Origin of the sequence: uncultured Chitinophaga sp., assembly GCF_902168175.1 — a bacterium.
Taxonomy (GTDB): Bacteria; Bacteroidota; Bacteroidia; order Chitinophagales; family Chitinophagaceae; genus Chitinophaga.
On sequence record NZ_CABHOU010000103.1, the window covers coordinates 105,134 to 120,490 of the forward strand.

Consider the following 15,357-nt stretch of genomic DNA (forward strand, 5'->3'; position numbering starts at 1 on the left):
GCGGCTGATTTGTATTACCAAAGCTGATTTAATAAAGAATTTATTTCTTCTCGTCGGTACGTTTAATGACCCATTCTACGAGCTTGTCGTGATCCTTTTCTGACGCGGATTTCTTGAGGAAGTCAGCTACAATAGCACCGCTGCGGGTATCAGGATATTGTGCCGCATACGCTTCGAACGCGGCTTTTATCTCAGGCACCATCTCACCATCTTCTATCGTACGTGTATTGTCCTCGCCGAGCAGGAATTCAACGAGGTAGTTGTCATATTTCGCTTTCGCATCTCTAAATAGGGGGCTGGAAGGGTAGGTGTTCACGAACACTTCCCACTGATGCACGCGCATGCCCACTTCCGGCCATGGGATAATAATTCCGGCATCGGCACTGAAAAGCGTCGTGTCTTCATGGGCGTTAATTTCTACGTAGGATTTATAATCGGCGGGAAGGTAGGGGCCAAATAATTTGTGATACAGATACGGCTCCGTCGTCAGCTCCGTATAACCTTCACCAATGTACTGTGGCTCAATACCGGCGGTGGCGAGCAGTTTTACGCGTTTTAAGGTATCGCCGCCGGGACGGTAGTCGTTAGCTTCCTCCGAATACGTGTTGAGGTAATGATCGGTCCACCAGGCTTCATTTACCGAAAGATGCAGCACCACCGAATCCATGAAGGTTTTAAAAGTTGTGTAGGCCAGTACGGCCTGTTGCGGAGTTAAAGAAGGTAATATTTTATGCAAAGAGTCCATTTTGCTGCGCACCGCGGCCACATATATTTCAGACGGGATACTGTCGGCCGGCAGGGTACTGACTACGGAGTCGCCGGTAATAACAATAGCTGTGTCCTTATTGCTGGTGGCCGTTTTGCCTGGCTCGCAGCCCAGGGCAATGGTTATAACGCCGAGGGCTAACAGGTAGATTTTCTTCATAGTTGTTTTCGTTCGAAGCCGAAAGATAAACAATCTATTTTTCCAATAAAGCTTTTAATGATTGCAGATCTTTCTCCACTGCTGCTTTATCTTTTTCGAGATCAACATCCGACATGTTGGGTTGTTTAAATAAAGAGAACACCACCTCGCTGCCCGAACCATTTGCCAATACCCGCAGAGGAATATACACCGTAACCTTATCCATCGTCACATAATGGTCCACCACGCCCAGCTTGTTCTTTTCAACGAAGGTTGCATACGCTTCTCCGTTGCTGGTTTGTATTTTCCAGGTATTGTCGGTGGTCGTTTCCTCGATAGACAGGCAGAAGCCCGGCGCCCACTTAGAGAAGTTCCGGGGGTCTGATAAGAAATTGTACGTATCGTCAACACTGCGATTGATACTTACACTAAGATGGACCACATGATTTGCCATACGATGAGGTTTTGCGGGTCAGGCACCCAGTTTTTCTCTGATAACGGGAGCAACTTTCGTTCCGAAAAGTTCGATGGAGTGCAGTATCTGCCCGTGTGATATGTCGCCGGCAATGATCTGGGCCAGGTAGCGGGTATTTTTAAAGATGCTGTGCATCCGTAAGATCTTTTCTGTCACCTCTTTTACGCTGCCTACCAGCAAAGGCCCCTGTGGCGAGCGCATATGTTCGAACTGCGGGCGGGTAATGCGCGACCAGCCTCTTTCCTTACCGATCTTGTTCATCATCTTTTCATAGGTAGGCCAAAACTCATCAGCGGCCTGTTCCGATGTATCGGCTATGTACATATGGGCATTGATGGCGATCTGTAGTTTCTCCACATCGTGACCTTCCTTGCGGGCCGATTCACGGTAGAGGTTGATGAGGGGCGCGTATTGAGAAGGATCGCCGCCAAGTATAGCGAGCGTAAGCGGGAGATTGAGTTTACCCGCCCGGGCTGCCGACGATGGTGTACCGCCTATAGCCAGCCACACCGGAAGTTTTTCCTGTAACGGCCTGGGGTACACGCCCTGGTCCTGGATGGGCGGGCGGTGTTTGCCTCTCCACGATACCATGATCTGCTCGTTAATTTTCAGCAGCAGGTCCAGGCTTTCGGTGAACAGTTCATCATAATCCTTCAGGTCGTACCCGAACAGCGGGAACGATTCGATGAACGAGCCCCTGCCTGCCATAATCTCCGCCCGGCCATTAGATACGAGGTCGAGGGAGGCAAAGTTCTGGAAAGTGCGTACGGGATCGGCAGAACTTAAAACGGTTACGGAACTGGACAATCGGATGCGGTTGGTAAGGGCAGCAATCGCAGAGAGTACCACTTCAGGGGCCGATATCACATAATCGGGGCGGTGGTGTTCGCCCAGTGCGTATACGTCGAGCCCGACAGCATCAGCCATTTTAGCCTCTGCTATTAACTCCTGGATGCGGCGGTGAGCGTTTTGAGCATTTCCTGCCTTCCCGTCCGGTACTATCTCTCCAAATGTGCTGATTCCCAGTTCCATCGTAATAAATTTGTGGTGCAAAGGTCGGGAAGTTTGGGCGATTTAAGGCATAGTAAGCGGTATCCTCTGGGAAAGCGGTGTACCTGTTAATGCCAGTTGGCCTGCCTTTGCCAGGTAAAGGCTTTCCGCCTGGTATCCAGGCATTCCGCATTCAGTTGCGCCAGCGTACAGTCGTCTGTCATGGTGGTTTCGAGCCATTCCTCCGTTTTGCGCTGATATATCTGTATGCTTAGTCCCAGTATCTTGCGGAAATCATAGTCCACTTCAGCAGCCGTACGAAGGCTGCCAATATCGATCCATCCAAATGTATGCACCATCCTTATTTGTTCGATCGGTGTTTCGGGCGACAAACTGCAGGAAGGCGGGCAGGGCGCGCCCCAGGCATGTGGTTGCTCGTAGAATTCCAGCTTGAGGTAAGGGAATTGGTCGTTAAAAGCCTGTTGGATGTTACATATTTTATCCTCTTCACTGATGTAGATGGTCATGGCGCTCTGGTTTTGCGGCAAATTAGGAGAATGGGGGAATTGGAGAAATGAGTTGCGTCAGGAGGGGGGATGATTTGGAGAAGGGGGCATTTAAGTCGTGATACAAGCCAATCAGATTTGCTAATTAATCAACCTTCCTTATCTTCATCAATAAACCCAAATTAACCGTCTAAAGCACCAGCATTAGTTTTTCACAATTACCCATCCGGAAGAAACAAACCGGCAAAACATTAAACAGTAGTAAGAACCCGAAAAATTTAAAAAATGGCAATGAAACATCAGGGTACAATCGCAAAGCGTATTACGAAGTACCCGCCTCAGCTCCACGAGAAAGAAAATCTTTTAAAACGCAACCAGGAATGGCATTCTTATTTGGACATTGGCAGCGAATTTAATGGTACCGTACTCACCAGGGAAGAGTATCTGCGGGTAGAGCAAAATTACGTTGATGCGGTGCTTGCATTCTGCCAAACGCTCAGCTGTAATGGTCTTATTGTTAACCAGCTGTTAAGGCTTTCGGGCGATGATGTGGACAGCGATTCGCTGCTGCTTTATTATTCCGTAGCCGAAGGAGACCTTATAAAGGGCGATGATATCATAAAAATGGTACGCATGTCGCTGAGAGAGAATCTCTGGTGCGAGTTGCGGTGCGATGTTAATCCCCGGGAATACATTCACTTTGGGGAAGATTTTTATATGTTCTTTTATTGCGGGGATATGTCTACAGAGTTTTGGCGGAAAATTGATGCGCTGGGATTGTATGTAGATTAGGTTAGCAGGAAATATTGTTATTAAATGACGGGATGCATGCATTCCGTCATTTTTTTTTGGTGATGGGCTGAGTTGTGGTGTGGGCCCCTACGAGCTGGTGTTGCAAATGAAAAACCGCGGTAATATTTGGATGAAGCGATCAGGATGAATATATTTGACTACATCATTTCAGACCCCGTTAGTACGTATTCTCACTTCAGTGAAGTACGCGGAGAAAATGGCCCTGCACAAACCATGCAGGGCGCTTTCGCTAAAAAGTAATTAGAAGTCAATATCATCCGCAATATTCCCGCCCTGCTCACCGGCAAATCTCTCTGCATATTCCGCTTTCTTCTCCTGGTGATAATCAAGGTAATCGCGGGTAATCTCATAATCTTCGCCGCGTGAAGATTCCATCCACTGCATAGCTACCTGCTGGAAGTCGCCGAGTGCGATGCCGAATTCGTCGAGCATCCACTGCGCGCCATCGAGACCAGCTTCGTAAGCGGCTTCGCGGGCTGCTGTGAGTTCTTCGTAGAAGTACCGGTCGGAGGAAATGCGCGTAAAATATTCGTTGCCGGCGGCGCCACCTTCGGGCTTCAGGGCGCCGAGTTTCGGGTGTTGATCCGCCTGTGAGAAGTAGGTGCCCATTTGCATGGCGATCACAAAATCAGGATCTGCCTGCATCCGTTGTACCCATTGATTACTGGCATCTTCCCAAACAGGAATTTCGATCCCCAGGGCTTTACAAACTGCGTCTACGGGTACATTGTTAGCCAGCCTGGCATTGGCGGCGGAATAGTCGTACAGGCTGATCCCGTGGATCGGCGCTAACAGCGGGTTGTTTTCTGACATGATTAGATTTTTTGCGTTAATGGTTTCTATTGAGATAACTTGTTTTTATGGATTGGAAGAAGCGATCATTATGCTCCTTCAGATCGGGCAGCAGGATGCTCATTTCATCGAACATATCACGGTAGTATTTTTCCAGCAGCTCCGGTGCCTTACGGATGGCTTCCTGGCGCTCAGCTTCCAGCCGGTCGATAGTGGACTTTTTCTGCGAAAGGACCGATGCACTCTTTTCATGGACCATACTTAAGTGCAGCTCGTGTGCCTCGTGGTATAAGGCCCGTTCGCGTTGCTGCTGATGAACGTGTGCGTCCAGGATGGGCTTGCAGCGCTGCTCTGCCAGTTTCCGGGCTGTATCTTCCAGCAGGCGGGCGTTGGTGCCCGGGTCGAATATGTTTTGCGTTTGGCAGAAGTCACAGCTTACGTAGGTGCTGTAATAGTACATGTGATCGATGTTCAGCTTTGCGCCGCATTGTTTGCAATGTACTTTCTCCTTTTCAGTATTGTAGTTATCTATCAGCTGCCTGAACAAAGGCTCATAGTCCTTCCATTCTGCTTTTTCTATGGCGGCGGTTTCCTTTGCGTACAGTGCTTCTTCCCAGTTGTTGATACGCTCATAACAGCGGTTCTGCCAGTCGTACAGCAGCTTGTTGCCGCTACTGCCTGCCGGCCAGGCATTGTCGTACTGGTACATCGTTTGGGTAACCTGTTGCTCCCTTACGTCCTGCACCTTTTTACGCAGGGTGCTGATCTGACCGCGGGTGGCAGCCAGGAAGCGGGAGTAGCCCTGTCCGTAATGATTGTCTGCTGCAATAATTCCAGGCGCTTCGGCCAGGAAGCCTTCTAATAGCTCGTTAGCCCGCTCATCCAGCTTTTGCAGGAATGTGCTGAGGCGAGCTTCTATATCATTAAGCGTTTGCTGCAATTGGGTTGTATCCGGTTCGCGATGGCTCTTAAAAAACATGGTTATTGAGAATTGTCTTCTTTTCGAATGTACTTTCCGTCGGTGAGTGTGGTATGAATAAAAGTATGGCCGCAGTAGGCGCAGTGGGTAAGACCATCATCCTTTGTTCTGCCGGCGCCGCATTTTGGGCAGGCGGCCTGGCCCGTTTGCGCGGCCGATGTACTGGCAGCGCCTCCATAGTTCTGCTGCGCGGCGGTACGTTGCTTCATCCGTTCTACGAATGAGAGTTTCTTTTCTTCATCCATAGATTAAAGTTTTTCCAGTAACTCGTTCTTCTTCGCTTTGTACTCCGCTTCGTCGATCAGCTGGTTCTCGAAGAGGCTTTTTAACTTCTGTAGTTTGGCGGTGATATCATCTGCAGGGGGAGTGGCCGGCGCCTGCTGTTGCCCTGCCATCTTCATCATGGCAGCCATGGCGGCACCCTGTTGCACGGCATCATTCATTGCAGTGCCCTTGTCGCCAATGGCGTTAGCGGTATTGAACTGCGTATATTTATCCATGTCGCTGATCATGTTCATGCTGGTCACCTTATCGTAATGCGCCAGTACGTCTTCCGGCAGTGTTACACTGCTTACTGCAAACTCCGTTACTTCAATACCAAAGGCATCGAAATAGGGGGTGATGAGTGGACGTATCTGTTCGTTTACTTTACTCAGATTACCGGCAACATCCACTACCGGCAGGTTAGCCAGGGATAATACTTCCCCGAACTTAGGCGCAATGTAATCACGCAACTGGGTTTGCAGCGAATGCACCGACAGTACCGGGAAAGTGCCCGCATACTCTCTGAAGAACTGTTCTATATTTTTGATCCGCACATTGTAAGTGCCGAAGGCTCTCACGCGTACCTGTCCGAAGTGCGGGTCGCGCATCAGCACCGGCGCAGGTGTTCCCCATTTGAGGTTCACGAATTGTTTGGTGGAGAAGAAATAAACATCAGCTTTAAACGGGCTTTCAAAGCCGTAACGCCAACCTTTGAGGCGGGACAGCAGTGGTATGTTTTCGGTAGCTAAAGTGTGTGTGCCCGCTGAAAATACATCAGCAAACTTCCCTTCGCTCAGGAACAGGGCCTGTTCCGACTCGCGTACCACCAGTTTTGCACCGTTCTTAATTTCCGCATCCTGGTCGGGGAACTTCCACATCAGTAAGTCCGGGTTATGTTCGAGCCAGGTGATGATCTCGATAAATGGTAGCTTCATGCAGGATATTTTATGGGTTCCGTATTCTTAGCTGGCCAAATATAGGAAAAATCGTGCCTCAGACGGCTACACGGAGATTGGGGAATGTTTTTTAGGAAAAAATTAATATTTGAGGATGAGGGTAACGGCATAGAATGCAGCAGTTGAAAGAGAAACGGATAAGACGCTTTATCAGCCAGCCTTCACTTTCCTTTCTTCTACAAACAAGAATGAGCAGACAACTCACGTTATCTGCTCATTTTTATGAAGATTTTTTATGGTATCAGTGTCAACTCCCGAACCGCCATCGAAGGCAATCTTATCTCCACATCGGCCGGTTGTACCTTACCATCTGGCAGTTGCCTGATCGCCGACACCTTCAGCGATCCAGGTACAAACTTCGTCACCTGCTCCGTCTTTTCCGGGTTAAACAGGCGTACAGTGATGCTCCCATCCTCTACCGGTGTAATGGAGGTGGCGATAATGGCAGGATTACTCATGCTGAAAAGACTTTCCGGCAATACAACACCTGCTTTCAGCGGGAAGCTGAGGAAAGGTTGCGTGAACATCGCAGCAGCCTTTTCCATATCGGCGCCAGTAACTACCTGGTGCGGCCGCAGGCCGTAACGATAACTGCTTTTGCCCGGCTGATCGGCTTTATAGTTAGTATGCCAGTAATTGTTCATGACGTAGGCGAACCAGGTAGTGGTGGGCGCACCTGTTTTACGCCACTCTTTATGACTGGGCGGCACTACGAGCCGCTCGTCGATCATACTGTCTGGTTCCACCATCGGTGTTTCCAGCAACAGCCATTGCAGGCCGTGTGAGGCATCCGATACGTCGAGCCAACGGCGGCCGTACAGGAAGTCCATGTTAGAGCCGGGGAGCTGGTCTTTTAGGTAACGTAAGGTGCCATAACCCGCGTCGAGTGTAGTGGCGCCATCGGGCACGCCGATAGGGAAACCGAAATGTACGGCCTCCTTGCTGCGCACACTTTTTTTGTCGATCCTGTTCTCAATGATCGCCTCTTTGGAACCGGCATAAAGAATAATACGTTTCTCCAGCGAAACCGCGCCCGGGGCGTCGCCTTTCAGGGATATAATGGTTACGACAGGGCCTTCTTCTTCCACCGTTGCTGTTAATGCCTGCGCCGACTGTGCCTCCGCAGGATCAAGGCCGGGCACGTACCAGTAGCTGTTCAGCCCCTGCTCTTTGAAACTGCCTGCAAAGTTATGTTCATCGCCGGCAGACAATTGTGTGATGCTTCCATTACCAGGGTGCCAGCCCAGACTGATGTACCCGTTCGAAAGCGTTTGTTGTCCGCGTTTAAACGGCGACGTGGTACGCAGGGGCGCATCTGTAACGTTAAATACGGCCGTGCCGAATGGCGGTATGTTTTCCGCGATAAATACGTAAGCACCGGAACGCAATTGTTGCAGCGGGAATTTCTTTCCCTTCGCGTCTGTAACGGATTTGCCTGCCACCGTAATCTCCACCGGCCCCGATGCGGCCCAGGAATGCGTATTCACTACGGCCACGCGGCGTGTCGTCGCATCTGTAAGTGACGAAAACAGCGATGCCTTCAAGGCGTTCGTTTGCTGGTCGCCATCCTGCATAAACTGTTTTTTTATCCGCCATTGCTCTGTAACAAACGGAACATCGGGTTCCGAAATACTGTTGTGCGCGCCCCAGGTATGCTCGTGGAACATCAGGATGTTAGTCCAGGCTTCGTAAAACGGCTGCGATTGATAGCGCTTCGGTGCCAGTATAGTGTACGCGTTTTCCAATTGTTGCAGGCGTAGGCTGTTAATGCGGTTCTGTCCTTCTTCCTGCGCGGTAGAAGCGGCGCCGTCTTCCCAGTAAGGGGTAATATCGCCAGTCACCACGGGCAGGTCTTTTCCGTATTGTTTTTCAAATGCGGCAAAAAGCCTGTCGGTGCTATTTAAAATTAGTTTGGGAGATGCATATTTTTCGTTCCATTGTTTCACGAAACGGCTGATGGCGGTATCGATAGGGCCGTTATCTGCTACCACGTTGTAGCGCCACTGCACCATCGTGTAGGGGTAGTGGTTAGCAGTCAGTTCTTCCAGGTAGGCAGCGATCTTCTTTGTGCCACGGTCGAACACGCCACCGGGGGCGGTACCATGCCAGGATGAGTAACCTTTGCCGCCTGTCCAGAACAGGATCTTTTCTTCGCCCGAAGGACTTTTCCAGTAAACCGGTTTATCGCCCCAGGTGCGTACAAAATGTCCTACGCGGTCACCTAAATAGGGGTGATTCTCACCGAGGTAGTTCGGGCCGCTGGAGAAATACTTTACACCACCTTTTGCCAGTGCTGTAACAGTGTTCCAGGTGTAGCCCGGTACGTCAGAAATCATAGCGCTGGGAATACTAAAGCCATATTGCTTTTTAAGTTGTTGCGCATAATCGGTGTAGTGAAACATTTCCTCCGGTAAACTAAGCCCCGTCAGGATATTGGCATATAATGCGGACAGGCAGATGTTACCGTCTTTCACCGCCTTTACAAAAGCAGCTTTGCGTTCAGGCGATGCCTGTTTCAGGTACTGCTCCACCGCCCACAGCGACTCAATGTTCCACCTGAACTTTGCGGCATCCGGGTAATCTTTTGTTTTAACGATCATATCCAGCGCGTCGTCGATATTGCGGAGGTGTATTTTTAAAACTTCGGGCTGGAGATGCGAGTAACCGATATCTGTATGGGAGTGGTGGATAAGGTGCAGCTCGCGCGGAACTACCGGCTTAAGTTGCACGTACTTATCCTGCAATACCTTTTTACCATCCAGTACGCTGATACGGACGCTGTCAGGCGTGCTAACGGGGGCAACCGGCACATCGAAATAAGTGAGTCCGTCATTCACCACAAATTGATGTTTGGCGTTGTTCACTAATACTTGATAGGTGCGGGCAGGCCCGAAGTGCAGCGCAGTAAGCGTAACAGGCTGCTGACCGTTTTTTAACAGGAAAGGCTGCGCGGCCATCTCTATCTTTTCCTGGAAATTAAACTTGAAGGTCATGTACCAGTCGTTGCTCTGTTGCGCCTGGCCAATAACTTTCAGCGTAACCGGTTTACCGGGTATTACCGCCGAAGCAGGAAGCCGCAAAAAAGCGAGACCATGTGCATCGTTAGCGCCATCGCGTTTCAATTGTGTAAACACAATACGGCTGCTGTCGGCTGCGGCATATGTCCAGTCAGGGTTTTTATTACCCGGGATGGTTGTAAACGTAAGCAGTTTTTTATCGTTCACATAGAGGTCAAAGTGCCGGTCGCCACTGCTGGTGGCAGAAGAATGGCCGGCCACCCAGCTGAAGTAAACATAAGGCCCTTTCACCTTAACCGGTACCGGCGCTGTTTGCCAGGTAATCTCTTTCTTTCCATCGGTAGTGCGGGTAAGAAGGGCTGTCGTTGCATCATCCGGAAATGCTGAAAAGTAACGGATGTTTTCGCCGGACACTTCATTTGCATATCCACTGATCCAGTCGATTTTGCCGAGGTACGGAACAGTTTTCTGGGCCATGCCTGTAAGGGAAATGGCGGTAAAGGCGCAAAGCAGGAGAAGCCTCATAGTTGGAAGTCTTTTGGTTGTTAGTTGATAATCAGCTGTAGTGTTGTTGTGGAACTAGTATCACTGTTTTGTTCATATGTTCAAACATATTCAAAATATGGGAGATGGCAAAAGAATATTTTGGGAGATAAAGGAAGGCCACGGGCAGCCTTGAAAGGGCTTTCATATACCAGGCGGTATCAGTCAGAAATATCCTGAAACATGTATCGGGTCGGGGGGATGAAAGCCGGTTGTTAAGGGGGGATTCATGTTGTAGAGATGATCAGCAGGTGGGAGAATTATTGCCGTCTCCAAAAGCTACAGCGAGCGTTTCACACTGGCTGTAGCTTTTGAAGTACGTATGTTATTCCGTCATTGATGCAGACATAAGCTGTCTCTCTATATCTTTCCGCTGGAGCATAGGAAGAAGTATTCAAGTGCTGATAGGAATTAAAAAAATCAGGCTGCCAGTTTTTTTCAGCATAAGACAACTTCATTTTCTCCCCATACTACAATATATTTATCGTATGAAAACATTCCTCGTTATACTGCTCTCCATGCTTTCCATCGGCACCACGTCTGCCCAACAGCCCCTCCGCCTGGCAATAGCCGGTCTTAGTCATGGCCATGTGCACTGGATATTCAACCGAAAAGACAAAACCGATGTACAGCTAGTGGCGATATATGAGCCCAATACGCAGATAGCCGATAAGATCGCGAAGCAATACAAACTGGATAAAGGTCTTTTTTATACAGATCTGGATAAGATGCTGGAAGCAGCCAAACCACAGGCCGTATCTGCGTTCGGTGCCATCAGTGATCATATAGCCATCGTACGCGCCTGTGCCCCTCGCAACATCCATGTGATGGTTGAAAAACCGCTGGCCACTACCTTCGCCGATGCTAAAGAAATTGCGCGGTTGGCCGATAAACACCGCATACATGTACTCACGAACTTCGAAACCTCCTGGTATGCAGGAAATCAATACGTAAAACAGTTGCTGGACGAGGGCAAATTAGGCGAAGTGAGAAAAGTAATGGTAAATGACGGCCACCAGGGACCCAAAGAAATTGGCTGCAGCCAGGAATTCCTGGATATACTTACTGACCCGGCGAAGAATGGAGCAGGGGCGCTCGTGGATTTTGGCTGTTATGGAGCCAACCTGATGACGTGGCTGTTTAAGGGCGAACGGCCTGTTTCCGTCACTTCTGTAACACATCAGAATAAACCAGCTGTTTATCCCAGGGTAGATGATGAAGCGACGATCGTATTACAATACCCGAAAGCGCAGTGTGTAATACAGGCATCGTGGAACTGGCCTTTCTCCAGGAAAGATATGGAAGTGTATGGTGTTAAAGGGTATGCTGTGGCGGTGAACGACCTTAACGTTCGCGAGCGATTGCAGGGAGGGCAGGAAACAAGTCAGAAGCTTTCACCACGTCCTGCACCATTTACAGATCCGTTTTCTGTACTGGCGGCTGTTATTAATGGTTCATTGGTACTCGATAAATACGATCAGTACGGATTGCCTGTGAACGTAACGGTAGTGGAAATACTGGATGCTGCGAAGGTGTCGGCGAAAACGAAGAAAACTGTGATATTGGGCCGATAAAAATCAGAAAGGGCATGATGTACTGTGTACACCACGCCCCATACTGTTTATTACTTCACCGGCTTCGGAAGCGGTGGTTCTATCTCCGGTTTACCGGGTAAATCGGGTAATTTAGGCGAACTGGGTTGTGGAATGTGCGCCGGCTGAGGCTCAGTGATCGGAGGTGGCTCGGGCGTAGTGCCCGGATTCTCCGGCCGGCTGCCGGGATGTGTTCCTGGTTCTACTGGTGGCGCAATTTCCGGGTTTTTTATTGGATCTGTCATAAGAAAGCGTTTGGCGTACATCATTTAAATATTGAATTCCAGTCTTTCTAGTACAACAGTTCTGCCAAACTTTTCTCCTGATATACATTAATAGTTCAGGGTAATACCCGCTCCAAAGCCCATGTCGCTGTCGTAATGGGCGGAAATGCCCATGAATTTAGTAACCACGTAGCGCAGGCCCGCCATGTACTCTTTATCCGTATTCACCATCATCCCCAAACGCAACCTGGGTGTAATCCGCACATCTTCCCTCATTAACGAAAGTCTGGCCTTGCCATCGGTGTCGATACGGGCGTCGAGTACGGCGAGCATCGGCAATGTATACTGGAATCCGGCGCACAAAGCCCGGCGTTCGTCTTTGGTGTTTGCCTGCCCGAACAGGTTCTTTTCTATCTCACCGGTTTCCATTTTCCGGTATCTCCAGTCGGCCCCTATGTACGGCATTAACCGCTGCATCTGTCCAATATACCTGTCCACATGTACTTCGCCCTCATATCCATGCCGGTCGTTGTAACCCAACCGCCACTCTGCGTCAAAACGCCAGCGTGTGTTCTGCAGTACCGCCTCTCCGTCGTTTCCATTACTGGCAAAGTCATTTTGTGCCATAAAGTGAAACATCCGGTCGTCGGCATACACTTTTTTCATCTCCTGGGCTGGGTTAGCCGGTGAGTTTTCATACTCGAATATCCGGCCCATACCGGCCATCATGTGGTAAAGGATATGGCAATGGAAGTACCAGTCGCCATACTCAGTAGCCGCAAACTCCAGGGTGTCGGTTTCCATGGGCATGATGTCCAGCGTGTTTTTTAAGGGCGAATGGTCTCCCTGACCGTTCAATACACGAAAAAAGTGGCCGTGCAGGTGCATGGGATGCCGCATCATAGAGTTGTTGTAGAGGATAATGCGTACGTTTTCTCCCTTTCTGATGGGTATTTTATCCGTTTCCGATACCGTTTTGTTGTTGATGCTCCATACGTAACGGTTCATATTGCCGGTTAATGTGAACTTCAACTCCTTAAACGGTGCATCGGGCAGGGTGGTTTTTACCGGCGATCGCAACATCGCATAGTTGAGCGTAACCATGTCCTGGTTGGCACTATCCGACAGTTCAGGGTACATCACGGCGTTCATGTCCATCTGCTGCAGGCTCATTTTCATACCCATATCGTTCAGGTTGCCATCCATTTTCATCATCCCGTTCATCATCTTCATGCCTTCAAAGTATTTCAGCGGGGGCAATGGCTTAGCTGGAAGGCGCTTGCCTGTTCCTACCCACAGCGATGTGCTTCGCGTACGGTCTTCCGAAGTAGCCTGTAACTCAAATGCTGTACTGTCTTCGGGTACCGTTACCACTACATCATAAGTTTCGGCGGTGGCAATAATCATCCGGTCTACAGGCACAGGTTCCACGTCCATGCCATCGTTCGCCACTACCTCCATTTTGCCGCCTGAATAGCGCAGCCAGAAGTAGGTAGAGGAACTTCCGTTTATAATACGCAACCGTACTTTCTGGCCGGCTTTAAATGTTCCGGCACTGGCTTCGTCCTGGCCGTTGGCGTGAAAACGGTCGTAGTACACGTCGCTTACGTCCATCGCTTCCATCCGTTTCCATTCGTTGGTCACTTTTGTGCTAAAATGACCAGCCTTAATGGCCTCGGCGTAACTCTGTACCACACCTGGCTTCAAACGTCCTTTCTGTATGGAAAACCAGTCGGTAGCCATCTTAAGACGCCGCTCTACCTGGTGCGGGTGCATGTCTGTCCAGTCGCTAAGCAGTAAAGTATACTCAGGTATGGGTGGCGGCGTCTTTTTATGAATGATGAATGCGCCATACATCCCGGCCTGTTCCTGCAAACCCGTATGTGAATGATACCAGTAAGTTCCATTCTGCACAATGGGGAACTTATATTGATGCACCGTTTTTGCCTTAATGGCCGCGGTGGTCAGGTAGGGTACGCCGTCTTGTTCATTCGGCAGTATTAATCCATGCCAGTGAATTGAGGTTTCGGTATTAAGTTCGTTGTGAATGTAGATCTCCGCCGTATCGCCTTCGGTAAATTCAAGAGTGGGCATGGGTATCTGACCATTCACGGCGTAAGCCATTTTCATTTTCCCGGTATAATTCACCATCGTATCCTTCACATACAGGTGGTAAATCCTGGTGGCAGGCGGGCCTGACTTATATTCGTTTGCCGTGTTTGCCCGTCCGTTGTTTGCCATCGTATGCTGTGCTATAGCAGGAGCGAGGATGAAAAGAAACAGGGCTGTAAAAAGTATCTTCATCTCTCCCTATTTAATTTCTTCTTTAGTACTGCCGCAGGTAAGCATACGGGTGCCATAAAAAGGGTTTTTAATTGCTTTGTCTCTGCTCAGCCAGTTAGCTCCTTTGCCATTCAGGTACATGGGGCAATGCTGGTAGTAAATCAAGCCTGGTTTTGCTGCTTTCGCAACAGGGTACAAGGCTTCGCTCAGTTTTGCCAGCTGCACGCGCTGCTTTTCCAGGTCCCTGGTGCCGGCAATAGCGTTTGCCGGTGCTGTTAGTCCCGGTAAAGCCTTCGTCCAGGCATCGCGTTCAGCGGCACTAAGTTTATCTGTTTTAACCCGTTCTATGGCATTTAACAGTCCAATGCCTGTTGCGGTGGCGGCATCTGATTTAACAAGGGCATCTTTTATGGAAAAATAGGCTTCAAAAACAGGATCGAGTTCGCCGGATGCCTGCGCAGCAGCGCTACTGGCATTAATGGTAAATAAGATCGCCAGTATAAAGGTGATTTGTTTCATATGTTTTGATTTAGGTGTTTAAACTTGATTAGATACATGTTTGGCTATACAGCTCAAAAACAATCATAGTTTAGGTGGCACCCAGGTAGGCAGGTAGTGGTTGGGGAGAGGATTGGATAATGATTTCCATTGGACGGCCACCGGTTGAAACCATACCTGGTAACTAAAGGTTGCCGGTACGGCCTGCACACCCGGTTGGCAGGTATGTATGCAATGGCAGTCATGCCCGTCACAGTGGTTAACGGGGGGCTGGTCTTTTTGGCAGGCCTGCTCTGTATCGCATGTCGTGTCCTGGCCACAGGCAAGGGCCGGGGCGGTGGTAAACAGTAGTATACCAGCCAGGAATAAAACAAATATGTAGAGCCTGTTTTTCACGATCTTTAGAATTAACCTTTTGGTAATGCCTTTTCGTGGCACCATCGCATTATCTGTGGTCAAAATTCCAGATTTTTACTGAAGTTATGCTTATACAATTGGGGGATTCATTTATATAATTGGGG

16 protein-coding genes are annotated in these 15,357 nt (G+C 49.4%); 3 read left to right on the forward strand and 13 right to left on the reverse strand.

Going from position 1 to position 15,357, the window contains the following annotated elements:
- Window positions 1–40: 40 nt before the first annotated feature.
- The 4 genes from QZT80_RS25155 to QZT80_RS25170 form a co-directional block, all read right to left on the reverse strand.
- Window positions 41–925: a hypothetical protein gene (locus tag QZT80_RS25155; protein ID WP_295128920.1), complete on the reverse strand. Its 885-nt coding sequence runs from the start codon at window positions 923–925 to the stop codon at window positions 41–43.
- Window positions 926–959: 34 nt separating this feature from the next.
- Complete coding sequence (locus tag QZT80_RS25160) at window positions 960–1,358, reverse strand: hypothetical protein (protein ID WP_295128922.1); 399 nt, start codon at window positions 1,356–1,358, stop codon at window positions 960–962.
- 18 nt (window positions 1,359–1,376) lie between these two features.
- Window positions 1,377–2,411, reverse strand: a complete 1,035-nt coding sequence (locus QZT80_RS25165; RefSeq protein ID WP_295128923.1) for an Atu2307/SP_0267 family LLM class monooxygenase — start codon at window positions 2,409–2,411, stop codon at window positions 1,377–1,379.
- An 86-nt stretch (window positions 2,412–2,497) separates the two neighbouring features.
- Complete coding sequence (locus QZT80_RS25170) at window positions 2,498–2,896, reverse strand: hypothetical protein (RefSeq protein ID WP_295128924.1); 399 nt, start codon at window positions 2,894–2,896, stop codon at window positions 2,498–2,500.
- Between the two features lie 264 nt (window positions 2,897–3,160).
- Between QZT80_RS25170 and QZT80_RS25175 the strand changes: the two genes are divergently transcribed.
- Together QZT80_RS25175 and QZT80_RS25180 are read left to right on the forward strand one after the other, a co-directional pair.
- Complete coding sequence (locus tag QZT80_RS25175) at window positions 3,161–3,667, forward strand: hypothetical protein (RefSeq protein WP_295128925.1); 507 nt, start codon at window positions 3,161–3,163, stop codon at window positions 3,665–3,667.
- Window positions 3,668–3,793: 126 nt separating this feature from the next.
- On the forward strand, window positions 3,794–3,928 hold the full coding sequence (locus tag QZT80_RS25180; RefSeq protein WP_295128926.1) for a hypothetical protein: 135 nt from the start codon (window positions 3,794–3,796) through the stop codon (window positions 3,926–3,928).
- On the opposite strand, the gene QZT80_RS25185 is transcribed toward QZT80_RS25180, so the two are convergent.
- The 5 genes from QZT80_RS25185 to QZT80_RS25205 form a co-directional block, all read right to left on the reverse strand.
- Window positions 3,929–4,501, reverse strand: coding sequence for a DUF6620 family protein (locus tag QZT80_RS25185; protein WP_295128928.1), 573 nt, complete (start codon window positions 4,499–4,501; stop codon window positions 3,929–3,931).
- A gap of 16 nt (window positions 4,502–4,517) precedes the next feature.
- Window positions 4,518–5,459, reverse strand: coding sequence for a hypothetical protein (locus QZT80_RS25190; protein ID WP_295128929.1), 942 nt, complete (start codon window positions 5,457–5,459; stop codon window positions 4,518–4,520).
- A gap of 2 nt (window positions 5,460–5,461) precedes the next feature.
- Complete coding sequence (locus tag QZT80_RS25195; protein WP_295128930.1) at window positions 5,462–5,704, reverse strand: hypothetical protein; 243 nt, start codon at window positions 5,702–5,704, stop codon at window positions 5,462–5,464.
- Between the two features lie 3 nt (window positions 5,705–5,707).
- Entirely contained in the window at window positions 5,708–6,658 is a 951-nt protein-coding gene (locus QZT80_RS25200; RefSeq protein ID WP_295128932.1) for an SPFH domain-containing protein, read from the reverse strand.
- Window positions 6,659–6,912: 254 nt separating this feature from the next.
- Window positions 6,913–10,221 (reverse strand): hypothetical protein, encoded by a 3,309-nt coding sequence (locus QZT80_RS25205; protein WP_295128933.1) that lies wholly within the window; start codon window positions 10,219–10,221, stop codon window positions 6,913–6,915.
- A gap of 506 nt (window positions 10,222–10,727) precedes the next feature.
- On the opposite strand from QZT80_RS25205, the gene QZT80_RS25210 reads away from it, so the two are divergent.
- Window positions 10,728–11,813 (forward strand): Gfo/Idh/MocA family oxidoreductase, encoded by a 1,086-nt coding sequence (locus QZT80_RS25210; RefSeq protein WP_295128934.1) that lies wholly within the window; start codon window positions 10,728–10,730, stop codon window positions 11,811–11,813.
- A 50-nt stretch (window positions 11,814–11,863) separates the two neighbouring features.
- Here the strand turns inward: QZT80_RS25210 and QZT80_RS25215 are convergent, their stop codons facing one another.
- The 4 genes from QZT80_RS25215 to QZT80_RS25230 all read right to left on the reverse strand — a co-directional run bounded on the left by QZT80_RS25215 (window position 11,864) and on the right by QZT80_RS25230 (window position 15,295).
- Window positions 11,864–12,076: a hypothetical protein gene (locus QZT80_RS25215; protein ID WP_295128936.1), complete on the reverse strand. Its 213-nt coding sequence runs from the start codon at window positions 12,074–12,076 to the stop codon at window positions 11,864–11,866.
- An 87-nt stretch (window positions 12,077–12,163) separates the two neighbouring features.
- On the reverse strand, window positions 12,164–14,359 hold the full coding sequence (locus QZT80_RS25220; protein ID WP_295128937.1) for a multicopper oxidase domain-containing protein: 2,196 nt from the start codon (window positions 14,357–14,359) through the stop codon (window positions 12,164–12,166).
- A 6-nt stretch (window positions 14,360–14,365) separates the two neighbouring features.
- Complete coding sequence (locus tag QZT80_RS25225; protein ID WP_295128938.1) at window positions 14,366–14,857, reverse strand: DUF3347 domain-containing protein; 492 nt, start codon at window positions 14,855–14,857, stop codon at window positions 14,366–14,368.
- Window positions 14,858–14,920: 63 nt separating this feature from the next.
- Complete coding sequence (locus QZT80_RS25230) at window positions 14,921–15,295, reverse strand: hypothetical protein (protein WP_295128939.1); 375 nt, start codon at window positions 15,293–15,295, stop codon at window positions 14,921–14,923.
- Window positions 15,296–15,357 lie beyond the last annotated feature (62 nt).